Below are 25,073 nucleotides of genomic sequence, written 5' to 3'. Positions count from 1 at the left end.
ATGGAGAATAAACATGTTCCACGCCTACAGGCGCTTCCTGCCCCTGCTTACCTTCATTCTTATGCTGACCAGTGGTTGCGCGGGTATCACCCCCTACGCCATTTCCGAGCGGGAGATTGAGCAACGCCTCAAGGAAGTGGTGCAGGACTTTGATCGCGAGCAGCTAAGAAGTGGTTCCCCCCTCAGCCTGAGTCTGGATGACGCCGACATTACCTTGGGTCCCGATGGCCGTGACGTGGCGGTAATCGATTTGAAAGGGCAGGTCTCGCTCAATGCGCTGCTGGCCAAGCTTCCAGTAGATATTGCGCTCAAGGTGGAAGGGGCGCCGGTTTACGACAGCACTGAAAAGGCGGTTTACCTGCGCAGACTCCAGTTGCTGGAAAGCGAGATCGATTCACCCTTTTTCAGAGGTGATTTGAAGCCGGTGACCGACAACGTGATGCGCGTGGTCGCCCAAATGCTCGAAACCATGCCCGTCTACCGTTTGGACGAAACCGATCTGAGCCAGCGGCTGTTTGGCGCCCTGCCGGTTGATGTAAGGGTGGCACCAGGGCGACTTGAGTTCGTCATGGACGATCAATGAGGTGGCCAATCTCATGACCACCTCCCATCGGTGAATGATTAGCTCGCAATCCGGTCGCAGATCGCCGTGCCAATTTCCCGGGTATTGCGCTGTCCGCCTTTACTTTCTGCCAGATCGGCAGCAACCGCGTCGTGCAACTCCTTGCCCGCCGCGGCCAGCGCCGGATCTTTTCGCCCCAGCCATTCCAGCATTCGAGCGGTAGTGAACAGCATGGCGGTGGGATCTGCCAGCCCCTGACCGGCGATATCTGGAGCACTCCCGTGAGTCGGCTCAAACATGGACGGCGAGTTCGGGTCCGTCGGGTTCAGGTTGCAGGAGGGCGCAACGCCCATGCCGCCGGAGAGCACTGCGGCCAGATCCGTAAGAATGTCGCCCTGCAGATTGCTGGCAACCACCACATCAAAGGCCCAGGGGCACTGAACGAACTTCATGCAGGCGGCATCCACCAGTTCGTGATGGATGGCAACATCCGGAAACTCCTGACTGATTTCCTCAAACGCTTCGGTGTACATGTCACCCCAGTGGCGCAGTGCGTTTCGCTTGGTGATCAGGCAAACCTGGCTTTCACAGGTTCGACCGTCCAGGGTCCGGAAGCTTCGGGTCCGGCCCTCCTTGACGCGCTCAGCGGCTCTCAGGCGAGCCTGCTCAAATCCGTACCGGATGATGCGGTCGGTGGCTTTTCGGGTGAACACCTCCATCTGGGTGGCGATTTCGTCCGGCGTCCCCTTGCGCAGGCGCCCACCCTGGCTGACGTATTCACCTTCCGAGTTCTCCCGGATGACCAGCATGTCGATGTCGCGGGCGCGCTCGTCGGCCAGATACTGGCGTGCACCCGGTAGCAGGCGCGCAGGGCGCTCGCATACCCATTGATCAAAACCCTTCCGCATGTCCAGCAGTGGCGCGAGTGAGATGCTGTCTGGCAGCAGGTAGCGGTTTTTGTCATCGATCGGGCCGGGATCGCCCAGCGCCCCCAGCAGGATCGCGTCGTAGGCTCTGAGCTGCTCCAGCGCATCTTCCGGCATGGACTCGCCGTTGCTCTCATGCCAGGCGTGGGATGGCCAGGGAAAGCGGGTCCACTCCAGGGCCAGGTCGTGCTTGGCTCTGAGAGCCTCAAGGCAGCGAATCGCTTCGCCGACGACTTCAGGGCCAATCCCGTCGCCGGGGGTGACAGCAATGCGGATATTGTCGGCCATTCTGGGACTCCTTCTCTGAATCGGCACGTATAGGCATGACAACCCCAGTGTAGTCGTCTCAGGTTTCGATGCCACCACCGGGGCTTCCGTCAGAGTGGCCTGTTGATGCTTGTTTTACCAGCCCTTTCCCTGACGTTATAGTGACGACTTCAGAGACAACAGACAGGAAGGTGGCCTTGCTCTACCGTATCATTACCGTCATTGGCGCATTGGTGTTCGTGGTTGCCCTGTTTGGGCTGCTGTGGTTCTTCTGCAAGAAATTCCTGCAGCATCACGGAGTCACCGATCAGGTATCGGACCGGGCAACCGTCTTGGCAACCTGGACCTTTGCCGGTATCAGCGTGGGCCTGTTACTGGCGGTGGTAGGTGCTTTCATTGCCGGGCCCTGGGCCTTCTACCGTACACTGCGGGGGCACGATGTGCCCATCTCTGACGGTGCCGCCATCTGGTGGGGCTTTGGCATCGTGGTGGCGGCCCTGGGTATTACTTCGATCGGTTTCTTGCTGTTTTTGAAGGCGGTGGGGGCTTACTGACGTTCCAGCTCAACAAATGGCCCGTAGCTGGTCCCGAAACCAGACCAGCGCTGGCTCCTTTTCATAGGCCTTGTGCCAGTATAGGTAGACATCAATTGACGGCATTTCCGCCGGCGGGTTCAGAATGTGGATGTCCGCCCGCTCGGCAATGATCCGGGCGTAGGCTTCGGGCATAGTCAGCAGCAGATCACTTTGTTCCACCACCCGGCAGGCCGCATAGTAATGCTGACAGCGGAGCCGGATACTGCGCTGAACGCCAAGCCGGGACAGCTCAAAGTCCTCGATTCCCGGTCCTTCCGAGCGTGATGACACCAGTACATGTTGATGGCTCAGGTAGTCCTCCATGGTCATGGGGGATGTCGAGAGCGAGTGATCCTTTCGCACCAGAACCACCAGACGATCCTTCCTTAATAGTTCGTGAGCGGTCTGATCGCTCACCGGTAACAGCACGTCCACCGCGAAGTCCAGTTTGCCTGCTGCCAGCTGGCTTTCCATATCCCGTCGCGCCACCCGCTGGCTGACGATTTCCAGCTCCCGATAGGGCTCCAGTCGCTGCATCAACGGAGGCAGGAAGGTGGATTCCAGGATATCCCGCAGGGCCAGTGCATAAGTCTTGCGCTGGCTGGCCGGGTCAAAGGCGTGGAACTGGTTTACTGCGGTCTGGATCTGAGTCAGTCCGGGCCGCATGGATTCCCGGAACCGGCGGGCCAACGGCGTTGGCACCATTCGGTTGCCCTGACGGGTGAATAAAGGGTCATCAAAATGTTCACGAAGCCGGGACAGGGAATGGCTGACCGCCGGCTGCGTCAGGTTCAGGGCTGCGGCAGCACGGGTCAGGCTGCCTTCGCGATAGATAGTCTCGAACACATGCAGCAGGTTCAGGTCCAGGCGGTTCAGGGCCACAGCACAACTCCATAAAACTCAATAAGCAGCAGTAATGATAAACGATAAGTAAAATTCAGTCGCGTAATAGTGGTCGGCCGCCTAGACTGGGTCCAACTTGAATACAGCTGGGCAAAGAGCGAGTGAGGACACGTCGATGGATTTCAATATTTCCGAGAAGGGACAGGATTATCTCAACCGCGTGAAGAAATTCATGGCGGAGGAGATCTTTCCCATTGAAGAGCAGTACTACAAAGACATGGCTGCGCTGGATAACCGTTGGGTGGAACTGCCCATCATCCGTGAGCTGAAAGAAAAGGCCAGGGCCCAGGGGCTTTGGAATATGTTCTTCCCGGATGAAACGTACGGCTGTGGTCTGTTGAACTCTGACTATGCCCTGATTGCAGAAGAAACCGGCCGCAGTTTCATCGCGCCGGAGATTTTCAACTGCAACGCCCCGGATACGGGCAATATGGAAGTCCTCATTCACTATGGTTCCGATGAACAGAAAGCAGAGTGGTTACCGCGTTTGCTCAGTGGTGAGATCCGCTCTGCCTTCTGCATGACCGAGCCGGGCGTGGCATCTTCGGATGCGACCAACATGGAAGCAACGGCTGTCGTGGAAGGCGATGAGGTGGTGCTCAATGGTCGGAAGTGGTGGAGTACCGGTGTTGGTCATCCGGATTGCAAGGTGGCTATTTTCATGGGGCTGAGCGACCCGGATGCCCACAAGCACCGCCGGCACTCCATGGTGCTGGTGCCCATGGACACCCCGGGAGTGAAAGTGGAGCGCATGCTGCCGGTGTTCGGTGCCTACGATGAGCCGTACGGTCATGGTGAAGTGGTGTTCGACAACGTTCGCCTGCCCAAGAGCGCCTTCATCGCCGGCCCGGGACGCGGTTTCGAAATCGCCCAGGGGCGCCTGGGTCCGGGCCGGGTGCATCACTGCATGCGGGCAATCGGAGCGGCCGAGCGCACGCTGGAATTGATGATCAAGCGGGCAATGACTCGCGAAGCTTTCGGCCGGCCTATCGCCAAGCTGGGAGGGAATCCGGACATCATCGCCAACGCCCGTATGGCGATCGAACAGGCTCGATTGCTTACCCTGAAATGTGCGTGGGCGCTGGATACCAAAGGCATCATGGGAGCGCTGCAGGAAGTGTCCATGATCAAGGCGGTGATTCCTTCCATGCTGCAAACCATTGTGGATCAGGCGATTCAGATTCATGGTGGCGGTGGTGTCAGCGACGAGGACTTCCCTCTGACCTCACTGTTTGCCTACGCCCGGGTGCTGCGCTTGGCGGATGGTCCGGATGAAGTGCATCGGGCTATGGTGGCTCGGTTGGAGATGCGCAAGTACAAGCATTAAGGTGCAGGGACCCGGCGGGAGGGAGTAGCTGAAACACGCTCAAGCACATCCATGTGACGCTTGGGCTCCGCCATCCATGGCTCCGCACAGTTTCAGCTACTCCCTCCCGCCGGCTCCGTCGTCACTTTGCGTCGGTTTCGACTTTCGAAGACAAATAACGGGAAACAGCATGACACAGAGAGTATTCATCACAGGCGGCGCAAGCGGCCTCGGTCGCGCCTTGGCGTTGCGATATGCCAAAGACGGCGCACGGGTATGCATTGGCGACATCAACCCGGAGCAGGGTGCGGCTGTCGAGCAGGAAATCAATGCGGCCGGGGGCGAAGGGCATTTTGTTGAGTGTGATGTCCGTCGCCTGACCGATCTGGAAAAGGCCCGGGACGCCATCGTCCAGAAGTGGGGCGGCGTGGACGTGGTCGTGAACAACGCGGGCGTGGCCTCGGCAGGTTCCATCGAAGAAACCTCCATGGCCGACTGGGAGTGGATTCTCGATATCAACGTGCTGGGTGTGGTTCGGGGCTGCAAGGCCTTTACCCCACAGTTCAAGGCGCAGGGCTCGGGTGCATTCGTGAATATCGCCTCCATGGCCGGGCTGATGCTTGCGCCGCTGATGGACAGCTACAATGTCTCCAAAGCCGGCGTGATTGCGTTGTCTGAAACCCTGAGTCAGGAACTGCGGGATGACGGTATTCACGTGAGCTGCGTGTGCCCGGCGTTTTTCCAGACCAATCTGGCCACCACCATGCGTTCGGATATCCCGGGCATTCAGCAGAACGTGAACAAGCTGATGAAGCGTTCGTCGATCACTGCAGAGGATGTGGCCGAGGACATTGTTCGCTCCGTCGACAGCAAGAGCTTCTGGGTACTGCCCCATGCCAAGGAGCGCCGGATGTGGATGCTCAAGCGCCACGCGCCGAAAGCCTTTGACTGGCTAATGCACCAGGAAGGCAAGCGCTGGATGAGCAAAATGGGCGGCAAGGCCAAAGCCTGACCGGATGCAACGAGGAGGAAAGTCCGACATGACGCAGATTGATCAGGCGAAGGATGTTCGCGAGGGGGAAGAGCTGGATGCGGCGGCCGTCGACCGTTTCATGAAGCAGGCCATTCCGGAGTTGACCGGCGAACCGGTCATCCGCCAGTACCCCGGCGGTGCGTCCAATCTGACCTATCAGGTGGATTACGGCGATCGTTCCTACGTTCTGCGCCGTCCGCCGTTTGGCAAGATTGCCAAGTCGGCCCACGACATGCTGCGGGAAGCCCGGGTCATGCAGGCGCTCAAGCCGGTTTATCCCTACGTACCCAACATTATTGCCGTGTGTGACGACCATGACATTTTAAGCTGCGATTTCTATGTGATGGAGCGGCTCAAGGGCATCATCCTCCGACAGGACTTTCCAGAAGATCTCGCGCTGAGCGAGCAGGACACCCGCAAGCTCTGCCTGAGCGTGATCGACAAACTGGTGGACCTGCATCGTGTGGATGCCAAGGCCGCCGGCCTGGATTCCCTGGGCAAGGGCGCGGGCTACGTTCAGCGCCAGATCGGTGGCTGGAGTGACCGGTTCCGGAAGTCGCGTACCGAGGACGTGGGTGATTTCGAAGCCGTCATGGCCTGGCTGAACGACAAGATGCCCGGGGACGTCGCCCAGGTGGTTATTCACAACGACTACCGTTTCGACAACGTGGTCCTCAATCCGGACAACCCGTTTGAAGTGATCGGTGTGCTGGATTGGGAAATGGCCACCATCGGTGATCCGTTGATGGATCTCGGCAACACCCTGGCGTACTGGATTCAGGCGGACGACGAGGGGCCGTTCCAGATGCTGCGCCGTCAGCCGACACACCGCCCGGGCATGCTGACCCGTAAAGAGGTGGTCGAGTACTACATGGAGAAATCCGGTTTCCGCACGGATAACTTCGATTTCTACGAGATTTACGGACTTTTCCGGCTGGCGGTTATCATCCAGCAGATCTATTACCGCTTCTACCACGGCCAGACCAGGGACAAGCGTTTCGCTGCTTTTGGTCACGCGGCCAATTACCTGGAGAAGCGCTGCCTGAAACTGATTGAAGCGAGCACTCTTTAATGGCAACCATCTACCTGGTGCGCCACGGACAGGCGAGTTTTGGCAAGGAAAATTATGACCAGTTGTCCAAGACCGGCTGGGAGCAGGGGAAAGTCCTTGGCCGATGGATGGCTGGCAGGATAAAACCTGATGCTGTGTTTGGGGGGAATCTGGAGCGTCATCGGGAAACTGTTGAGGCTATCGCCTCGGGTTTTGGCAGCCAGTTTCCGGACATGCAGGTGGCCCCTGGTTTCAATGAGTTTGACCACCATGAGGTGCTGATCCGGTCCCGGCCGGAATGGGTGGACCGAAATGTCATGGCCCGTGATCTGCAGGCCTTTCCCAAGCCCGCACGGGCCTTTCAAGAGGCCTTTGTTCATGCGGTGCATCGTTGGGCAACAGGTCAGCACGATCAGGACTATAACGAGACCTGGCCTGCGTTCAGGGAGCGAGTGCTCCGGGCATTCGACGATATGATCGAGTATGTCGATGGCGGCGACATTCTGGTTGCTACCTCCGGCGGGCCGATTTCGGTGATCTGCCAGCACCTACTCGGGCTGACCGATGAGCGGGCCCTTATGTTGAACGAAGTGATTGCCAACGCCAGTGTCAGCCGGGTGCTTTATTCAGGTTCCCGGCGCAGCCTGTCCGTTTTTAATAATTACAGCCATCTGGAGGCGGAAGACCCCGCCCTGGTGACATTCCGATAAGTGTGTTTGAGGTGAATCCATGAGTAACAAGGACCTGTTTGATCTGACCGGTAAGGTCGCCCTGGTAACCGGTGCCAGCAGGGGAATCGGTGAGAGCATTGCGCGTACACTGGCCGGAAAAGGCGCCCACGTGATCGTCAGCAGCCGGAAAATCGACGGTTGTGAAGCGGTGGCCAGCAGCATTCGCGAAGCGGGAGGCAGTGCCGAGGCTTTTGCTTGCCACATTGGCGAGATGGATCAGATCGAAGCGGTTTGGGCCCATATCGCGGAAAAACACGGCAAACTGGATATTCTGGTCAATAACGCCGCGGCCAACCCCTATTTTGGCCCGGTGGAAGACACCGACCTGGGTGCCTTCAACAAGACCGTGGACGTAAACATCCGCGGCTACTTTTTCATGTGTGCCGAAGGCGCGAAGATCATGAAGAAGGGTGGTGGCGGTGCCATCGTGAACGTGGCGTCCGTAAACGGCGTGATTCCTGGCCATTTCCAGGGCATCTATTCCATCAGTAAGGCCGCGGTCATCTCCATGACCAAGTCCTTTGCCATGGAGTTGGGTCAGCAGAACATCCGGGTGAACGCGTTGCTGCCAGGTCTGACCGATACCAAGTTCGCCAGTGCTCTGACCACCAACGAGGCCATCAAGAAGCAGGCGATGATGCATATCCCGATGAAGCGGGTAGCGGACCCGGATGAGATGGCCGGTACAGTACTGTACCTGGTCTCGGATGCGTCCACTTACACCACCGGCGCCTGCATCAATGCCGATGGCGGTTATCTGACGGTTTAACTGCGTTATCCAGAAGCGACCTCGGAGGACGGCGAACAGGTCAGCGCCTCCAGGTCACCATCCAGCCCGTTTGCCTGCTGTTGCAGGTGGGCCAGGTGTTCCGGATCTGATGTTTCCATCAGGTCGTGAAGAAGGGTGGTCAAAGCGGCCCGGCCGTCTTCCATCATGGCCTGATACTCCGCGCCCCGGACCTGCTCCGACTGTTTGATCAGAAGGGCCACGTCGTCACTGAAGCCCGGTTCGTTCCGTCGTTCGAGTGCTGCCAGAAGGGCCTTTTGCCAGTTCCTGCGGCCCTGTAGCCACACTTCCGTCTGCCTGCCACGGTTTTCCGCCCACTGTTTCACCACCGTCCTCTGCTCACGGTTGAGTTCGCCAAACCAGCGCTCTATCCGTTCCTCAGCCCGTTCTGCCCTGGCTTCGATGGTGTCGCTGGCGGAATCCTCAAGATATTTCTCGCGGTATTCCTGCTGATTATCCTCCATGTTCCGGGCAAGTTCTCTAACTTGCTGGTCTGACAGGCTGGATAGAAGATTCGTGGCGATGGGGACGACACGATCGAGGAGTGGGGGAAACAGGCTGAACAGGTCCTGCTGATGGAGGGCGACCGTTTGATATTGCATATCCTGCTCGTCAAGATCGACCATGAAGCCCTCCAGCCAGGCCTGATAACGAGGCAGTTCACTGCTGCAATGCCATTGCCTGAACGACTCGATGTCGCTGGCGAGTTGTTCTCGTTGTTCACTGGTGAGCGTGATGTAATCCTCCACCCACCAGACAATTCCCCAATCCGCATAGCGATAGGCCATACGGTTGGAACTGCAGGCGGCGAGGGTCAGCGTCAGGATCACAGCGGTGCAGAGCTTAAAAAATCGATTAACAGGCATGGGATCTTGGTTCACCGGACTTCGTTTTAGCTTCATTTTCCTACTGTAGCTTACGACATTCCGACCGCATTGGACGTAGTTTGGCCCGCCAAAATTGGGCAAATTCCGACCAGATTGACCATACTGACTTTTTGAAAAGGATTTCACGGCGTTGCGCGTGAAAGGCATGAAAAACAGGACAAGGACCTCAGGATTCGAGGGATGAAACCATGAAAACAAGACATGTGCTGCCGATAGTGGTAGCCGGCACGATGGCGCTTGCGGGTTGCTTTTTTGAGGAGGACGACCCCAAAAAGAGCAGTGTTCGTGTCATTCACGCATCGTCTGATGCCCCGCCGGTAGATGTGCGACTGGGGCGCGACAGGGAAATCGAAGGCCTCGATTACAAGGAAGGCGTACTGTTTACCCCGAACGTAGGCTCGTCCCAGATGTCGATCAACGCTGATCTGCCTGGATCCCAGCGTGAAACTATCCTGACCTCCACTTATTCCTTCCGTCAGGACCGAAAGTACGACTTCTTCGTGGTGGGCAATGTTTCGAATGAGTCGATTAAACCCATTGTGCTGACCGATGACCTGGAGACCGAGGCTGGAGACCAGACGAGGGTTCGAGTCGTGCATTTGTCCCCGGATGCCCAGGCGGCGGCACGGAATGTGGATGTCTACCTGAGCGACGCGGACGATGAGTTGGATGAGTGGTTAGCCGCAGGCCCCAATTTCAGGATGGGGTATGAGGACGTTGAGGGCCCCGTGCTGGTGAGCGCGGGACGTTACCGGGTCAGGGTGACCCTGGCAGGTACGGCAACGGTTGTCTTCGAGAGTGGCCCGCTGTCGTTCCTTTCAGGGGATGACCTGCTGATTGCCGCGGTGGACAATACGGCGGTCGATAATGTTGCAGGTTCTGGCAGCCAGAGCCCGATCAGCCTGCTGGTCGCCGATGGGCCGGAAGTGAACGAGGTGTACGATATCAATCAACGGTCAGGTGTTAGGGTGGTTCATGTTGCACGAATTAATGAGTCCATTTCGGCTTTCGTTGACGGAGAATTGACGATTGCCAGCGTGCCCTTCGGAAAGACAGGGCCTTCTTCAGAGCGAAATGCTTATGCGACCGTCCCGCCCGGAACTCAGGACGTTGCCATTAACGATTCCACCGGGGAAATCAGCATTGCGATGGTCAATCCGATTGTGGGTGAAGGAAAGACGATTATCGCATATGACTTTAAAGACTCTAAGGGACAGATCAAGTCATTGGTCGTGAATGACTTGGTGCGCTCAGTATCCACCCAGGCTAGCCTGAGAATCTTCCATGGTTCTCGCGTCGCTGCACTCGCCGGGCCGGTCAATATTTATCTGTTACCGGAAGACCAGACAAGTGTGTCGGGTGCGGTTCCGATCTTACGGGATGTACCCTTTGGTACCGAATCCGGCTACCTCGCCGTAGAGCAGGAAAACTACAACCTCTTCATCCGGGATGCCGACGGTAACGTGAGAATAGGTCCGGTGCGGGTCGGGCTTCGCGACGGTGGCGTTTACACGTTCGTCGCCACCGATAGCGCGGCCGGTGATAGAACGCTCCTCTTCCAGCTGGACGACAACACCGATCCCTTACCCTGACAGCAATGCTGTGACCCTCCATCAACCCCGACATGGCCGGGGTTTTAGTTCTGGCTGTTTCATTGATGGTTTCTTCGTAGAAAAGAGCGCAAGTGTGCGCTGAATGTGGCCTGCCGATAATCCGTTTGGAAAAGCTACCCGTAGCTACAGGTGTTGCATCGTTCAGGGAATGAACATGTGCAGGGACGAACCACTAAGTTCAGGTATTAGCCAATCACGCTCACAGCATGAGGAAATAACACAATGAAGTCCTTACTCGCTTTACCCCTAGTGGTTGTCGGCAGCGTTGTGCTGACTGGTTGTTTCGATGATGACGACGATCCGCTGAAGTCTAACGTCCGGGTCATTCATGCGTCTTCCGATGCGCCCGCTGTTAACGTTAATTTTAACGGCAGTACCATGGTCTCTGGGGCTGACTACAAACAGGCAGTGGTATTGACTCCGAATGCTGGCCGGCCTTCTTTGTCCATTGACGGAATTCTGCCGGGAGGGGACACCGTAACGGTGATCGAGGAAGACGTACCTCTTCTGTTCAACACAAAATACGATGTCATTGCGGTCGGGAAAGTAGGTGACCAAACCATTGAGCCTTTGATCCTGACTGATGATGGTGAACGCGAATCTTCTGATTCTGTGCGCCTGCGGGTTGCTCACCTGTCTCCGGATGCCGAGGAAGCTGCGGGTGGACCTGTCGATGTGTACGTGACCGCCGCCGGCGCAGCACTTCCCGAAGAAGCGACATTCAGCTTCAGCTTTAAAGAGAGCGTCGGACCGCTGGAAGTGCCGGCCGGTGAGTATCAAGTGAGAGTTACGCCCGCGGGTACCGATACAGTAGTTTTCGACAGTGGCGCATTGCCGTTGCCTGTGGGTGCTGACTTGCTCGTGGGTGCAGTTGACAACACCGGTGCCAACGGAGATGCCAGCCCAATCAGTCTTATCGTGCTGAACGGCGGGGATGTTACAGAAGTCTATGACGCTGACCAGGGCGCTGGAGTTCGTGTTGTTCATGCCTCGTCTAATGCGCCAGACGTCGACATTCTTGTCGGCGACAACCCGCCTCTGATTCCTGAACCGCTGACTAATATCCCATTTGGAAGCGTTGCTCCTTTTGACTTCTTAGACGGTTATGCAGCGTTGCCGGCTGGGGAAACTCGCGTCCGGGTGGCTGCATCTGCGGACAACGGTTTAGTGGTAATAGATGAGACTCTGCCGCTGGTAAATGGGCAAGGCTACACCGCCCTGGCGGTCGGTCAATTGGAAAATATTGAGACGCTGGTTGTTGAGGATGAGGTGCGTAGCATTGTGACCCAGGCATCTCTGAGAATCGTCCATGCGTCCACCGCTGCTGGCAATGTGGACATCTATCTGGTGCCTGGCACTCAGGAGGGTATCGGCAATGCTGATCCGGCACTGTCCGACGTACCCTTTAAGGCAGTGACAGATTACCTTGCGGTAGCAGAGGGCACATATAACGTTTACATTGCGCCGACAGGTACGGGCACGCCGGCCATTACGGCCGAAGGCGTTGAGCTAAGCGCGGGCGACGTGTACACAGTAGTAGCGCGAGATGCCGACGCAGGAGCGGAGCCACCTCTCAATGAACTTGGTCTTATTCTGTTCGACGATTTTGTTTCGCAGCAGCCGCAGTAAAACGTGCGGTCTTGCATCAAAAACCCCGGCGCTTGCCGGGGTTTTTGTTTGTTACTGAATGGCCCTATTCGAAGAACCGGAATCTGCCTTGGAAAAGGCCGTTCCCGTTGGCGGCCGATAGTGCAGCGAGTATAGGACCCGATCAAGTACCGCCTGGCCATTCCAGGCCGGATCGTTGTTGACCATACCGACCACCGCCCAGGTGGTGTTGTGTTCGTCGCGGGTAAAGCCGGCGATGGAGCGAACGTTTTGCAGATAGCCGGTCTTGACGCGTCCGGAACCGTCCATGCCGGTGTTTCTCAGACGGCGCGCCATGGTGCCATCCATTGCGATGATGGGCATGGAGGCGAGCAGGTCCATTGAAAACGGGCTGTCCCAGGCGTGCTGCAGAAGCTGCACACCCTGTCGGGCTGTGATGCGACCGTGGCGGGTGAGGCCGGCGCCGTTATCGATCACCATGCCCTCGGTATCAATGCCCTTGCGTTCCATCCACTCGTAGATGACCCGGATGCCGGCAACCCGGTCATCGGTTTCATCCTCAAGACGGTTCTCGGCGCCAATGGTCAGGAGCAACTGGCGCGCCATGGCATTGTTACTCCACTTGTTGATATCTCGCACCATGGATACCAGATCCGGCGAGGTGGTTTTCATCACCAGCCGAGCGGTTTCCGGGGTTTCTCCGGTCAGGTTTTCACCGGTCATGACGACCCCGACTTCTTCGAGAATCGAGCGAATCAGTGAGGCGCTGTACTGTTCGTGGGGCAACAGGGATAAGTAGCGTGTGGTGCGGCAACCCTGAGGCAGTTCACCCGTGACGCGAATCGTAACCCGGTTGTCCTCATGGAAAATGGGCTGCCATTCGAAGCTCCGGCGGCTGGGGCAGCGGCCTTCTTCGGTTGCGATCACACGGTTATCGATGATGACTTCGTCCAGTGCCGGAGTACTCCAGGCCTGGGTGCCGCGCTCGTCAGCACGCACCTGAAAATGCAGCAGGTTCAGGTTGGCCAGATAGGCAGAGGGTTCCACCAGGAAGGGCGCATGGGGGTTGTCGCCATTGTCCTCGAAGGTGGGGAAGCCGCCATCGACCCGGAAATACTGGCCATCCAGTACCAGGTCCCCGTCAATGCGAGTGATGCCCATGCTGCGAAGTTCACGCAAGGTGCTCCACAGGCGCTCAATGGACAGCTTGGGATCGCCCCCGAATCGCACGTACAGGTTACCTTTGAGCGTGTCGCCAATCATGTCGCCATCGGTCAGGAAGTCCGTATCCCAGCTGTGGGTTGGGCCAAGGATTTCCAGGGCGGCGAAGGTGGTGACCAGCTTCATGATAGAGCCGGGACTCATCAGTGCATCGGCGTTGATGAACTGCTCGATGCCGGGGCCATTCAGGGGGATGGCCGCCACGCTGAGGGCTTTCTCGTCGCGGAGGGACTTCTGTGCGTAGTCACGGACCTTTGAACTCCAGATTTTACCCGCGGATAGTCCGGAGCTTTCGTTTGTGTCCGCTTTCAGTACAGGGCTGACGGCGAGTGTTAACGCCGTACAAACAGCCAGTGTGGACCGCCTGAAAAAGGATGGCCTTGAAACCGGCCCATTGCCGGCTGCTGTATTTACCCGTCGCATACCCCAAACTACCGTGAAGATTGTTCATCGTTTTGTTGTTCTTCAAACATAGCCCATCTTTTGATCGCGTACTATGCAGAAACGCTATACATGACGTTAAAAAATGGCAGTTAACGCAGGATTTTATTGGGACCTTTGTGACGGCCTGTAAGCTGTCGTTGAAAATGTGACGAGGCGCTTGTTCGGGTAAACGAAAATGTGGGGTCTGGAACTGAGCGAAGTGGGCTTTGTCTTTACCCGAACACGAACCATAAGGGAGAAGAGCAGTGGCATTAACCCGAAGACAATTTGTGCTGGGAACTGCTTTGTCTGGTATGGCGATAGTCAGCCGTCCTCTTCTGGCTAACCCCTCGGGGACTGAAACTGTGTCAGCCATCGCCCGGGTGATTCCGTCAACCGGCGAAACCATCCCTGCAATTGGCATGGGAACCTGGATTACCTTCAATGTGGGCAGTGATCCTTACCTGATCGATCAGCGAACCCGGGTGCTGGAAACCTTCCTGACAGCCGGTGGTACGGTGGTGGATTGCTCACCCATGTATGGGTCTTCGGCAAACGTGGTTGGCGCAGCGCTTGAAAATCTGCAGGCTCATGATCAAGTCTTCTCGGCGTCCAAGGTCTGGACATCGGATCAGTCGGCAACCCGGGAACAAACCCGGGCCTCCCTCGGAAAATGGGGGGTGGCGCGTTTCGACCTCCAGCAGATTCACAACCTGGTGGGCTGGCAGGGCCACCTCGAGACGCTCAGGCAAATGAAAGCCAGCGGTGAGATTCGTTACATCGGCATCACCACCTCCCATGGCCGGCGCCACCGGGATCTTGCCAGAATCATGGAAACCGAAGAACTGGACTTCGTTCAGCTGACCTACAACGTTCTGGACCGGGAGGCCGAGGAGCGGTTGCTGCCCATTGCGCAGGACCGAGGAATTGCCGTGCTGGTCAATCGTCCGTTCCAGGGCGGGCAGCTGTTCCGGCGCTTCGAGGCGAAGCCTCTGCCAGGCGTCGCAGCGGAGGCGGGCATCAGCACCTGGGCGGAGCTGTTCCTGAAGTATGTCATCTCTCATCCCGCCGTCACCTGCGCCATTCCTGCAACCTCGAAAGTCGACCATATGCAGGAAAACATGGCGGCCCTGTATGGCAACCTGCCCAATGCCTCCCAGCGACAGGAACTGGTGGCCTACGTGAGGTCCCTGTGAGGACGGACGTCTGGACGACCTACTCCCTCCAGGATCTGTTGATGTTCGGTCCGGAGGTTTACCTGCGCCTGTACGTGCGCCTGAATCAGGAGTTCTGGCCCTGGCAGTTGCCGGTTGTGGCGCTGGGGTTGCTGGTCCCGGTGTTGCTCGGAAGGCCGGAGGCCAGTCTGCGTCGTTTGGCGTGGCTGGCGATTGCCAGTGCCTGGGTGTTGAGTGGGGCAGGGTTTCTGCTCACGTACTACAGCGAGATCAACTGGCCTGCCGCCGGTTTTGGCTGGGCATTTGTGGTGCAGGGGGTGTTGCTGGCATGGCTGGGGTTGCGGTCGGTGAGTCAGCCGATCTTCCCTCAGGGGCGCCGCTTTCAGCTCGTCTGGTGGCTGACGGTCGTTCTGCTTCCCTGGGTTACGGTGCTGGAATCCGGCACTGTTCAGGCCTTGGCGGTGTTCGGGCTGGCCCCGGGCGTGACGGTCGCTGCCACCAATCTTGTGCCCGGCGCTCTGTCCGGGCGACTGGGCTGGTTGCTCGTACCCATTCCGCTGCTATGGCTGGCTTTCAGCGCAGCCACTTTTTGGAGCTTGCAGGTTTACTGGCTGCTGGGTTTGCCCGTCGCCGGGCTGGTATTGCTGGTCATCGGGTACTGGCTCAGTCCCAGTCCGGCGCAAAGCCCGGATCGGCAATCCGCTCACCACGATCCAGCTCATCGATAGCCTGTATTTCCTCTTCGCTCAGTTTGATGTCGAGCGCTTCGATGTTCGCGCTCTGGTGAGACGGACGCGTTGAGGAGGGGATGGGCACAACACCACGGGAGGCAACCCAGGCAATGGCAATGTGGGCGGGTGTGACGTTGCGTTCCCGCGCAATGCGCAGCAGGGTTTCGTCCTCCATCACCTTGCCCACGGCAAGGGGCATATAGCCGGTGACCGTCAGCCCCAGCGACTGGGCGTGCTCCACAACCTTGCGGTTGGCCAGAAACGGATGCACCTCGACCTGATTGGTGAGCAGGGTGCCCTGGCCAAGAATGTCCACCGCCTGGTCCATCTGGGCGCAGGTAAAGTTGGAGACGCCGATGTGTTCGGTCAGCCCTTCGCGCTGGGCGTCACGCAGCGCACCCAGGTATTCTTCCATGGGCACTTCGTCATCGGGGGACGGCCAGTGGATCAGGGTCAGGTCCACGTGGTCGGTTTTCAGTCGGGTAAGGCTGTCGTGCAGGCTGTTTATCAGGTCGCTGGCATGGAGCTGGTCGAACCAGATCTTGGTCGTGACAAACACCTCGCGGCGCGGAATGCCACTGGACGTGATGCCATCTCCCACCTCGGCTTCGTTTTCATACATCTGGGCGGTGTCGATGTGCCGGTAGCCCAGTGACAGGGCGCTCTTCACCGCTTCCCGGGCATCATTGCCCTTGAGACGGAATGTGCCCATGCCGATTCTGGGAATTGAGCTGAATGACATACGTTCCTCCTGCTCGATGCCTGTATGTTAGATAGAGCCTGTTGGCTGGTTCTTCAAGTAACCGGCGGGTATCATCCCCGCTACCCGACTCTTCCGAACTTACAGCCTGAGTGAAAGCTATGTATACAGGTCAATGTCTGTGTGGTGACGTTACGTTCGAATACGATGGTCCGATTGGTCCGATTACCCTTTGTCACTGCAGCCAGTGCCGCCGGGCTCACGGCAGTGCCTTTTCTGCCAGCGTGCCGGTCCAGCGTGTTCGCTTTCGTTTTCTGGACGGTGAGTCGCTGGTCACCGAGTTCGAATCACGGCCGGGCAAATACCGGGCCTTCTGCAGCCATTGCGGCAGCCATCTCTACAGCCGGGTAGACGCCATTCCGGGCATCCTTCGCCTGTTGGCTGGCGTCATCAACGAGCCGCTTGGCAAAGGCGCATCCCGCCACGAGTTTGTCGGCTCTAAAGCCGACTGGCATGAGATCACCGACGACCTGCCCCAGTTCGAGAAAACCGAAAGGACCAACGACCCGCACTGAAGATCAGGGGGCGGGCACAATCCGGTAAACCTTACCGTCCGAGTCATCGGTAAGCAGCCACAGGGCACCGTCCGGCCCCATCCGCACATCCCGGATCCGGTCGCCCTGGTCGGCCAGCAAATCCTCTTCTTCCACCACTTGTCCGTTCCGGATCCTCAGCCGGACCAGCTTCTGCAGCTTCAGGGCGCCGACAAACAGGTCCCCCTGCCATTCCGGAAACAGGGAGCCGCTGTAAAAGGCCATGCCCGAGGGTGCAATGGATGGGTCCCAGTAGTGAAGGGGCTGGGCCATGCCGGGTTTTTCCGTGTAGGGGGTAATCTGGGCACCGGAATAGGCGATACCATAGGTGATTTCTGGCCAGCCGTAGTTGGTACCCGGGCGAAGAATATTGATTTCATCGCCGCCCCTGGGGCCGTGCTCGTGGGTCCAGATCTCCCCGGTATCCGGATGGACCGTCATGCCCTGAATATTGCGATTGCCCCAGGTGAACAGGGTGTCGCGGATATTGTCGTCCTGCAGGCCTGGATTACCGGGCGCCGGCTCACCCGAAACGGTGATTCGATGCACCCCTCCCGCATCGTCGCCGGTATCCTGCGCCCGGGGGCGGTTGCCGCGATCACCCACTGACACGTGCAGAAAACCATCGGCATCAAAGGCCATGCGGCCGGCGAAGTGGCGGCTGGTGCCGGATCTGGGCAGGGCTTCGAAGATCACCGTTACGTTTTTCAGCTGATCGCTGCTCCAGGTTGCCCGGGCAACCCGGGTGGTCATGCCGTCGTCATTTCTGTGGGCATAGCTCAGGAACAGGGTCTGGTTATCGGCAAACTCGGGATGAAGTACGATATCCAGAAGGCCGCCCTGGCCGGTCACCACATGGTCGGGCACGCCCCGGACCGGTTCTGACATCAGTTCACCGTTGCGAATGATGCGAAGCCGCCCGGCCCGCTCGGTCACCAGCATGGAGCCATCAGGCAGAAAGGCCAGGCTCCAGGGGTGTTCGAGCCCCTGAACAACGGTCTTGAGTTGAAAGTCTGTTTTATCGGATGAAAAGAGCTCGCGTTCGGCGCTGCATCCGGAACTGAAAAGGCCAGCGACAACCAGGCTGGCAGCGACGGTCAGGTGTCTGAGTGACGGCACGAGACTCTCCGGGGATCCAGTCACGTGATCCATGGCTTGAGTGTGCCCTCAGCATAGCACCGCCTCGCACGAATCGCAGGACGGCCACAGGGTAGTGCAGCGCTTGCTGGCGCTTACTCATAGGTGGGGGCGAGCCGGTACACCATGCCCTTTTTGGAGTCGGTGAGAATCCACAGGGAACCCTCCGGGCCCATGCGGACATCCCGGATGCGCTGGCCCAGGTCGGTCAGCAGGTCTTCTGCCTCAATCACCACGCCATTGAGAATGCGCAGCCGCACCAGTCGTCTCATCTTCAGTGCGCCGATGAACAGGTCACCCCGCCAGCCCGGAAACAAGGTGCCGGTGTAGAACGCCATGCCGGACGGGGCAATGGACGGATTCCAGTAATACAGTGGCTGGGCCATGCCCTTCCTGTGGGTGTAGGGCGTGATGAGTTCGCCGGAATCCGCAATACCGTAGCTAATCTCGGGCCAGCCGTAGTTGGTGCCGCCGTGCAGGATATTGAGTTCGTCCCCACCCTGGGGGCCGTGCTCGTGGGTCCATACCTCGCCGCTGCTCGGGTGCACGGTCATGCCCTGGGGGTTCCGGTGGCCCCAGGTAAACAAGGTGTCGTTTATTGCGTTGTTCCCCAGGCCGGGATTGCCCGGTGCGGGTTCCCCATCCTGAGTAATGCGGTGGACCCCTCCGGCGTCATCAGCGGTATCCTGGGCCTGGTCCCTCTCCAGTCGGTCTCCCACGGAAACGTAGATAAAGCCTTGGGCGTCCATCACCAGCCGACCGGCAAAGTGGTTGCTGGAGCTATAGCGGGGCAGAGCCTCGAAGATGACCTCGGTATCCTGAAGATGACCATCAACGAAACGGCTGCGGACGACGCGGGTGGTCATGCCCTCACTGTTCTGGTGGGCATAGCTCAGGAACAGGGTCTGGTTATCGGCAAAGTCGGGATGAAGCAGAAGATCAAGCAGGCCGCCTTCTGCACTGGCAACCAGTTCTGGCGTTCCTTCTATGGGGATCGGGTCCAGTTCGCCGTTACGGATGATTCTCAGGCGACCGGCTCTTTCGGTGACCAGCATCGAACCATCCGGCAGGAAGGCAAGGCTCCATGGATTGGAAAGCCCGGAAGCCACCTCTTCCAGTTTGAAATCGGCTCGTTGTGACGAGAAGGTCTGGGCTAAGGTTAGTTCTCCAGTGCCAAGGATCAGAGTGCCCAGGATCAGTATGTGCTTGAGTACCGGCAAGACAACCCCTTGGCAGCGAAGTTTGGAGTAAGAACAATGAGTTCAGCATAGCAGCAGCGGGGCCATGCGGTTGCCGTGTCCCGGTCAGCGCTTGTGGTTGCGCTGCAGCCACCGGTCGAGCTTGTCCGCAAACTCTTTTCTGTCCTGTTTGCTGAACGGGGGCGGCCCACCGGTGACCTGGCCAGCGTTGCGCATTTCTTCCATGAAGTTGCGCATGGCCAACCGCTGCCGAATGTTTTCCTTGGTGAACGCCTGGCCTCGCGGGTTGAATACGTCCGCGCCTTTTTCGATGGCCTCGGCTGCCAGGGGGATGTCCTGGGTTATCACCAGATCGCCTGAGCTGAGCTGATCAACGATTTCATTGTCGGCCACGTCAAACCCCTGGGGGACCTGGCGCCGGTGAATGTAAGGGCTGGGCGGCAGGCTGATACCATGGTTGGCGATAAAGGTGGTCTGAATCTGCCAGCGGTCGGCGGCCCGGCACAAAATTTCGCGAATGGGCACAGGGCAGGCGTCGGCATCGACCCAGATTGGCATGGTGGTTTCCTTCTGATGAGTGTCGAGACTGAAGTTTACCCGCGGTTGGTGTGAGCCCGATAGATCCTTTGGGCGTATCGCGTAGGAACGTCGCTTGAAAGGGACGGGGGGACTCCAGATCTTTCGCACCACACGCCTATCGAAGAGGAGGAGGTATTGATGATAGTCCGGCTGGCGATTTCAGTAATGTCGTTCCTGCTGATCAGTGCGTCGGCGATTGCCGACGGGTCCGATGAGGCGGCCTGGACTGCGCTGCGCAACGGCGACGCGGTTCTGATGATGCGGCACGCCCTGGCGCCCGGAACGGGCGATCCCGCCAACTTTAAGCTCGGTGACTGCAGTACACAGCGCAATCTGAATGCGGAGGGAAGGGCCCAGGCACGATCATGGAAGCCATTCCTGGTGGCGCAGGGCATTGAGGACGTGCGCCTGTATTCCAGCCAGTGGTGCCGCTGCATGGATACGGCCACGGAGATGGCCATGGGCGAAGTGACGCCCCTGCCGCCAATTAACTCGTTCTTCCGGAACCGCTCCGAGGGGCCCGGGCAAACCCGGGAAACCATTGAGGCAGTCAATGCCATACCCGAAGGCGCTCCCATTGTGCTGGTGTCTCATCAAGTGAATATCACCGGCCTGACCGGCGTCTATCCGGCCTCAAACGAAGGGGTGATCCTTGCCTTACCGTTGTCCGAACCGGCCCGCGTTCTGGCGAGGGTGACCCCCGGCGAGTAGTCGGTGACTATGGGATGAGCTTCTCCGCCTGAAGGGCAGGGGATTTCCTCCCCTGCCCAAACATCGGAATCTAGTCAGGCTGCCACCGCCTGAACCTGACGTTCCAGTTCCTGGGCCATCGCCGGCTCCAGTTGCAGCGCAGAGCCGAGCTGGTTGAGCCAGGCACGCTCAAGATCATTCTGGTCATCAATCATGGCCGCGCTGACCAGATAAATTTCCCGTCTGGCTTGTGGCGAATCGGCCTTGCTGGCGAGGTCCCGGGCATCCAGCGGGGCTTTCAGTTGTTGCTGTACCCAGCTCTGCAGTTCCGGGTCGGCGCCCAGCTTTTCGATTTCCTGCACCAGTACGGCTTGCTCGTTTTCATCGATATGGCCGTCCGCCCGGGCAGCCAGAATCATGGCCTGCAGTATTTCCAATCCTCGTTGCTCCTGTTCACTGCCGTGCAGCTGTTCGATGGGTTGTCCCTGCTCATCCCCCATGACCCCCATGGACGACGGTCCCAGAGAAGCGCCCAGTGAAGTCGAGGCGTCCTGAGCCTTGCCCTGGCTTTGGCTCTGGCCCTGTAGCTGGGCCTGATAGTTCTGATAGGCCTTCCAGGCCAGCGCGCCAATGCCGGCCAGCGCGCCGTACTTCATCGCCTTGCCACCCATGTTCCGTCCCCGCTTGGAGCCCAGTAGCATGCCCAGCAGTCCGCCGCCGAGCATACTCTTCAGGTCGACACCGCCGCTGCCTGCTCCGCCTCGCATCTGTTTGCCAAGATCCTGCATCATGCCACCCAGGTCGACTCCGCCTCCGGTACTGCCTCTGCCCTGGGGAGACGCTCCCTGAGCCTGCTTCATAATTTCGTTGAGAATCGATGTGACGTTCATTCCTCAGCTCCTGTAAATGATTCTGTAAGGATTCGCCCCACGCCGTCCGATCGTCCTGTCTGGCGGTATTCACGCAAACCGCAGATACCCCTGGTTCCTTACCCGGGGCCGTCGGTTACTCGTTGCTCATTCCCTGGGCATCGACTAAGTATTAGACAGAAAGGCCGTTGGCGCCTTTCACCAGTGGTAGCAGGAGGGCGGAATGAAGCAACGCCATGAATTTCATGTAGATAGCACCCGCTATCTGGATGAGCAGGGCAAGCCTCTCGACGACTTGCCTGCCCAGGCCAGCGACATCGAGCGTGTCCTCGGTGCGTACCGAAACATGGTGCTGACCCGCACCTTTGACGCCAAGGCCATTGCCCTTCAGCGAACCGGCAAGTGCGGAACCTATCCCTCCGTTCTGGGGCACGAGGTGATCAGCACATCTATTGGCCAGAGCCTCGCCCCCTCCGACGTATTCGTCCCTTACTACCGGGATCAGGCCGCCCATATTCTGCGAGGGGTTTCGCTGTGCGAACTGTTGCTTTACTGGGGCGGTGATGAACGCGGCAGTGCCTGGAAGCATTGCCCGGAGGATTTGCCCATCGCCGTGCCGATTGCCACCCAGTGCTGTCATGCGGTGGGCGTGGCGTCGGCCATCAGGATTCGTGATGAGGCACGGGCGGTTGTCTGTTGTGTGGGTGATGGCGGAACCTCGAAAGGGGATTTTCTGGAAAGCATCAACCTGGCTGGCGCGTGGCATTTGCCCGTGGTGTTTGTGGTTATCAACAACCAGTGGGCCATATCCACACCCAGGAGCGTTCAGAGCGGCGCTGAAACCCTGGCCCAGAAAGCCATCGGCGTCGGTTTACCGGGCCACATCGTTGACGGGAACGACTACTTCGCCACCATCGAGGCCCTGGACACAGCCCTGGAGCGTGCCCGGGGCGGAAAGGGCGGTAGCATCATTGAGGCAGTCACCTATCGGCTTGGGGATCACACCACCGCCGATGACGCCACCCGCTACCGGACCGCCGAGGCGCTGAAAAAGGCCTGGGAAGCGGATGGCATCAAACGGCTGCAGAATTACCTGCACCAGAACGGGCTATGGGATGCTGACAAAGAACAAACGTTACAGGCGGAGTGCAGGTCGACCGTCGATGCAGCGGTTGAGGCCTATCTTGCCACTGAGCCGGAACCGCCCACGGCCATGCTGGACTACCTCTTCGAGAGCTTGCCGGCGTCCCTGAAGCAGCAACGGGAGCGGTTGGCCGGTAAGAGTGACGGAGGTGAGTCATGAGCAACCCGGAGGTTCGCGATGTCACTCTCGTCGAAGCGGTGAATATGGCGTTGGCCTGGGAAATGGAGCAGGACGAATCGGTGGTTGTGCTGGGGGAGGATGTGGCCACCAATGGTGGTGTGTTCCGGGCCACCGTCGGCCTCCGGGATCGATTCGGCTACAAGCGGGTGCTGGATACTCCGCTGGCAGAAACCCTGATCGCCGGCACCGCCATCGGCATGGCGACCCAGGGGCTGAAACCGGTGGCCGAATTCCAGTTCATGGGGTTCATCTACGCGGGTATGGAGCAGATCATAAGCCACGCGGCGCGCATGCGTAATCGCACCCGCGGCCGGCTGCATTGCCCTGTTGTCTACCGGGCGCCGTTTGGCGGCGGCATTCATGCCCCCGAGCACCATTCCGAAAGTACCGAAGCGCTGTTTGCCCATATTCCGGGGCTGCGCGTGGTTGTGCCCAGTTCACCCCAGCGGGCCTACGGTTTGCTGCTGGCGGCCATCCGCAATCCGGACCCGGTGGTGTTCCTGGAACCCAAGCGTATTTACCGGGCAGTCACCTACAGTGTTGCCAACAACGGTGAGGCGTTGCCGCTGGACACGTGTTTTACCCTGCGCGAAGGCGACGATGTCACGCTGGTGACCTGGGGAGCCTGCGTGATGGAAACCCTGCAGGCGGCAGATCTGCTGGCCGAGCAGGGGGTGTCTGCCGAGGTGATCGACGTGGCGACCGTCAGCCCGCTGGACCGGGAAACCCTGCTGTGTTCCGTGGCCAAGACCGGTCGTGTTGTCATCGTGCACGAGGCGTGTCGAAGTGGCGGCGTCGGGGCGGAAATCGCCGCCTCCATCGCCGAAGGCGCTTTTCTCGATTTGCAGGCGCCGGTGGTTCGGGTAACCGGTTATGACACCATCATGCCCTACTATCGGAACGAACAGGCCTACCTCCCCAAGGTGACGGACATTGTTGAGGCTGTGGAACAGGTGATTGCGCTATGAAGAACTTCAAACTGCCGGATCTGGGGGAAGGCCTGCCGGAAGCCGAAATTGTCGAGTGGCACGTGAAGGTCGGCGACACGGTTGAGGTGGATCAGGTGCTGGTGTCAGTGGAAACGGCGAAGGCCATCGTGGAAGTGCCGTCGCCCGAGGCGGGCACCATTGCCAAGCTGTATGGTGAGCCGGGGGATATCATCCACACCGGCGAACCGCTGCTGGCGTTTGAAGGCGAAGGCAGTGACACCGGGACGGTGGTCGGCGAACTGAAATCGTCGGGTAAGGACTCAGATGGCGAGGCGCAACAGGACCAGTTCATTGTTGGCGCGGCCGCGTCCAGCAAGCGTGCCCGTGCCAATCGGGCAACCCCTGGGGTGCGCGCCTTGGCGGAGCGTCTGGGCGTGAGCCTGGAAACCATCAGGGGCAGTGGCCCCGGCGGACTGATCACCAACGACGACGTGCATCGGCAGGCCAGCCACCAGAAGCAACTGGGTGAAGCTGAAATGCTGCGGGGACCACGCCGCACCATGGCCAAGAACATGGCGCTGTCCCACGCCCAGGTGGTGCCGGTTTCGATCTACGAAGATGCTGACATTGGCGACTGGAAAGCCGGTACGGACATCACCATGCGCCTGGTGCAGGCCATTGCGGCGGCCTGTGACAAAGTGCCCGCACTCAATGCCTGGTTCGATGGTGACAATCTCAGCCGGCGACTACTCAACGAGGTCCATGTGGGCATCGCGGTCGATACGCCGGAGGGACTGTTCGTGCCGGTATTGAGGGATGTGAACCACCGCAGCCAGAAGGACCTGCGCCAGGGGCTGGAAAACCTGCGCGAAGCCGTCGCTACCCGGAAGATCCCGCCCAGGGAAATGCAGGGTGCCACCATCACTCTGTCCAATTTCGGCACCATGACCGGCCAATACGCCAATCCCATTGTCACCCCTCCTCAGGTTGCCATCATCGGGGCTGGCACAATTCGCGAGAAAGTGGTGCCCTGGCAAGGTGCACCCGCCATCCGTCGGATATTGCCCCTGTCACTGACTTTCGACCATCGCGCTGCCACCGGGGGTGAGGCGTCACGCTTCCTCGGTGGCCTGGTTGATGCACTTTCCAAATCCTGACGTAACCTTGGCAAGGTATTAATTCGGGGCAATCCGGCAGAGGGTAGGGTCGGTTACGCCTATAATCAGACCATTGTTCTGCCTGTCTGATGACGTC

General features: G+C 58.8%; 25 protein-coding genes. 16 read left to right on the top strand and 9 right to left on the bottom strand.

From position 1 onward, the window contains the following. Window positions 1-13 precede the first annotated feature (13 nt). Complete coding sequence (locus tag QVZ43_RS14425) at window positions 14-583, top strand: YceB family lipoprotein (RefSeq protein WP_302910501.1); 570 nt, start codon at window positions 14-16, stop codon at window positions 581-583. A 38-nt stretch (window positions 584-621) separates the two neighbouring features. On the opposite strand, the gene QVZ43_RS14420 is transcribed toward QVZ43_RS14425, so the two are convergent. Continuing rightward, a complete protein-coding gene (locus tag QVZ43_RS14420) occupies window positions 622-1,776 on the bottom strand; it encodes an isocitrate/isopropylmalate dehydrogenase family protein (protein WP_302910500.1) in 1,155 nt (384 codons plus the stop codon). A gap of 176 nt (window positions 1,777-1,952) precedes the next feature. Here QVZ43_RS14420 and QVZ43_RS14415 point away from each other — a divergent pair, with 176 nt between their 5' ends. Next, window positions 1,953-2,309, top strand: a complete 357-nt coding sequence (locus tag QVZ43_RS14415; protein WP_302910499.1) for a hypothetical protein — start codon at window positions 1,953-1,955, stop codon at window positions 2,307-2,309. A gap of 9 nt (window positions 2,310-2,318) precedes the next feature. Here the strand turns inward: QVZ43_RS14415 and QVZ43_RS14410 are convergent, their stop codons facing one another. Continuing rightward, window positions 2,319-3,212, bottom strand: coding sequence for a LysR family transcriptional regulator (locus QVZ43_RS14410; protein ID WP_223792872.1), 894 nt, complete (start codon window positions 3,210-3,212; stop codon window positions 2,319-2,321). Between the two features lie 136 nt (window positions 3,213-3,348). On the opposite strand from QVZ43_RS14410, the gene QVZ43_RS14405 reads away from it, so the two are divergent. The 5 genes from QVZ43_RS14405 to QVZ43_RS14385 all read left to right on the top strand — a co-directional run bounded on the left by QVZ43_RS14405 (window position 3,349) and on the right by QVZ43_RS14385 (window position 8,123). Next, window positions 3,349-4,560: an acyl-CoA dehydrogenase family protein gene (locus QVZ43_RS14405; RefSeq protein WP_302910498.1), complete on the top strand. Its 1,212-nt coding sequence runs from the start codon at window positions 3,349-3,351 to the stop codon at window positions 4,558-4,560. A 169-nt stretch (window positions 4,561-4,729) separates the two neighbouring features. Further along, a complete protein-coding gene (locus QVZ43_RS14400; protein ID WP_302910497.1) occupies window positions 4,730-5,551 on the top strand; it encodes an SDR family oxidoreductase in 822 nt (273 codons plus the stop codon). A gap of 28 nt (window positions 5,552-5,579) precedes the next feature. Next, window positions 5,580-6,644: a phosphotransferase family protein gene (locus QVZ43_RS14395; RefSeq protein ID WP_302910496.1), complete on the top strand. Its 1,065-nt coding sequence runs from the start codon at window positions 5,580-5,582 to the stop codon at window positions 6,642-6,644. After that, the gene (locus QVZ43_RS14390) at window positions 6,644-7,333 is read left to right on the top strand and encodes a histidine phosphatase family protein (RefSeq protein WP_302910495.1); all 690 of its coding nucleotides are present in this window, start codon (window positions 6,644-6,646) and stop codon (window positions 7,331-7,333) included. Before QVZ43_RS14395 ends, QVZ43_RS14390 begins: the two co-directional genes overlap by 1 nt. A gap of 19 nt (window positions 7,334-7,352) precedes the next feature. Then, entirely contained in the window at window positions 7,353-8,123 is a 771-nt protein-coding gene (locus tag QVZ43_RS14385) for an SDR family oxidoreductase (protein ID WP_223792877.1), read from the top strand. Window positions 8,124-8,128: 5 nt separating this feature from the next. Here QVZ43_RS14385 and QVZ43_RS14380 read toward each other — a convergent pair whose 3' ends face one another. Beyond that, window positions 8,129-9,007: a DUF6279 family lipoprotein gene (locus tag QVZ43_RS14380; protein ID WP_302910494.1), complete on the bottom strand. Its 879-nt coding sequence runs from the start codon at window positions 9,005-9,007 to the stop codon at window positions 8,129-8,131. 209 nt (window positions 9,008-9,216) lie between these two features. Between QVZ43_RS14380 and QVZ43_RS14375 the strand changes: the two genes are divergently transcribed. Together QVZ43_RS14375 and QVZ43_RS14370 are read left to right on the top strand one after the other, a co-directional pair. Continuing rightward, entirely contained in the window at window positions 9,217-10,620 is a 1,404-nt protein-coding gene (locus QVZ43_RS14375) for a DUF4397 domain-containing protein (RefSeq protein ID WP_302910493.1), read from the top strand. Window positions 10,621-10,863: 243 nt separating this feature from the next. Then, on the top strand, window positions 10,864-12,270 hold the full coding sequence (locus QVZ43_RS14370; RefSeq protein WP_302910492.1) for a DUF4397 domain-containing protein: 1,407 nt from the start codon (window positions 10,864-10,866) through the stop codon (window positions 12,268-12,270). A 51-nt stretch (window positions 12,271-12,321) separates the two neighbouring features. Here QVZ43_RS14370 and dacB read toward each other — a convergent pair whose 3' ends face one another. After that, on the bottom strand, window positions 12,322-13,893 hold the full coding sequence (gene dacB / locus QVZ43_RS14365; protein WP_302910491.1) for a D-alanyl-D-alanine carboxypeptidase/D-alanyl-D-alanine endopeptidase: 1,572 nt from the start codon (window positions 13,891-13,893) through the stop codon (window positions 12,322-12,324). Between the two features lie 365 nt (window positions 13,894-14,258). Between dacB and QVZ43_RS14360 the strand changes: the two genes are divergently transcribed. Together QVZ43_RS14360 and QVZ43_RS14355 are read left to right on the top strand one after the other, a co-directional pair. After that, complete coding sequence (locus QVZ43_RS14360; protein WP_302910490.1) at window positions 14,259-15,089, top strand: aldo/keto reductase; 831 nt, start codon at window positions 14,259-14,261, stop codon at window positions 15,087-15,089. Next, the gene (locus QVZ43_RS14355) at window positions 15,086-15,796 is read left to right on the top strand and encodes a DUF6064 family protein (RefSeq protein ID WP_302910489.1); all 711 of its coding nucleotides are present in this window, start codon (window positions 15,086-15,088) and stop codon (window positions 15,794-15,796) included. Before QVZ43_RS14360 ends, QVZ43_RS14355 begins: the two co-directional genes overlap by 4 nt. Here the strand turns inward: QVZ43_RS14355 and dkgB are convergent. Next, the gene (dkgB, locus tag QVZ43_RS14350; RefSeq protein ID WP_302910488.1) at window positions 15,732-16,541 is read right to left on the bottom strand and encodes a 2,5-didehydrogluconate reductase DkgB; all 810 of its coding nucleotides are present in this window, start codon (window positions 16,539-16,541) and stop codon (window positions 15,732-15,734) included. The genes QVZ43_RS14355 and dkgB overlap by 65 nt on opposite strands. A 119-nt stretch (window positions 16,542-16,660) precedes the next feature. Here dkgB and QVZ43_RS14345 point away from each other — a divergent pair, with 119 nt between their 5' ends. Further along, window positions 16,661-17,074, top strand: coding sequence for a GFA family protein (locus tag QVZ43_RS14345; protein WP_223792885.1), 414 nt, complete (start codon window positions 16,661-16,663; stop codon window positions 17,072-17,074). Between the two features lie 3 nt (window positions 17,075-17,077). Here QVZ43_RS14345 and QVZ43_RS14340 read toward each other — a convergent pair whose 3' ends face one another. From QVZ43_RS14340 to QVZ43_RS14330, 3 genes are all read right to left on the bottom strand, one after another. Beyond that, a complete protein-coding gene (locus QVZ43_RS14340) occupies window positions 17,078-18,211 on the bottom strand; it encodes a PQQ-dependent sugar dehydrogenase (RefSeq protein WP_420890920.1) in 1,134 nt (377 codons plus the stop codon). A gap of 113 nt (window positions 18,212-18,324) precedes the next feature. Further along, window positions 18,325-19,449 carry a PQQ-dependent sugar dehydrogenase gene (locus QVZ43_RS14335; protein WP_302910487.1) on the bottom strand — a complete coding sequence of 375 codons (1,125 nt, stop codon included), beginning with the start codon at window positions 19,447-19,449 and terminating at the stop codon, window positions 18,325-18,327. 84 nt (window positions 19,450-19,533) lie between these two features. Beyond that, window positions 19,534-19,986, bottom strand: coding sequence for a YaiI/YqxD family protein (locus QVZ43_RS14330; protein WP_302910486.1), 453 nt, complete (start codon window positions 19,984-19,986; stop codon window positions 19,534-19,536). A 159-nt stretch (window positions 19,987-20,145) separates the two neighbouring features. On the opposite strand from QVZ43_RS14330, the gene QVZ43_RS14325 reads away from it, so the two are divergent. Continuing rightward, entirely contained in the window at window positions 20,146-20,718 is a 573-nt protein-coding gene (locus QVZ43_RS14325; RefSeq protein ID WP_302910666.1) for a histidine phosphatase family protein, read from the top strand. Between the two features lie 74 nt (window positions 20,719-20,792). On the opposite strand, the gene QVZ43_RS14320 is transcribed toward QVZ43_RS14325, so the two are convergent. Beyond that, on the bottom strand, window positions 20,793-21,587 hold the full coding sequence (locus QVZ43_RS14320; RefSeq protein ID WP_302910485.1) for a tellurite resistance TerB family protein: 795 nt from the start codon (window positions 21,585-21,587) through the stop codon (window positions 20,793-20,795). Between the two features lie 202 nt (window positions 21,588-21,789). Between QVZ43_RS14320 and pdhA the strand changes: the two genes are divergently transcribed. From pdhA to QVZ43_RS14305, 3 genes are read left to right on the top strand one after another with little or no spacing between them, the layout of a single operon-like run. Beyond that, window positions 21,790-22,869: a pyruvate dehydrogenase (acetyl-transferring) E1 component subunit alpha gene (gene pdhA, locus QVZ43_RS14315; protein WP_302910484.1), complete on the top strand. Its 1,080-nt coding sequence runs from the start codon at window positions 21,790-21,792 to the stop codon at window positions 22,867-22,869. Further along, window positions 22,866-23,858 carry an alpha-ketoacid dehydrogenase subunit beta gene (locus QVZ43_RS14310; RefSeq protein ID WP_302910483.1) on the top strand — a complete coding sequence of 331 codons (993 nt, stop codon included), beginning with the start codon at window positions 22,866-22,868 and terminating at the stop codon, window positions 23,856-23,858. The genes pdhA and QVZ43_RS14310 overlap by 4 nt, the downstream gene beginning before the upstream one ends. Next, complete coding sequence (locus QVZ43_RS14305) at window positions 23,855-24,976, top strand: dihydrolipoamide acetyltransferase family protein (protein WP_302910482.1); 1,122 nt, start codon at window positions 23,855-23,857, stop codon at window positions 24,974-24,976. The genes QVZ43_RS14310 and QVZ43_RS14305 overlap by 4 nt, the downstream gene beginning before the upstream one ends. Window positions 24,977-25,073 lie beyond the last annotated feature (97 nt).

Source organism: Marinobacter suaedae (assembly GCF_030519635.1).
GTDB lineage: Bacteria > Pseudomonadota > Gammaproteobacteria > Pseudomonadales > Oleiphilaceae > Marinobacter > Marinobacter suaedae.
This window is presented reverse-complemented; position numbering and strand designations above follow the sequence as displayed.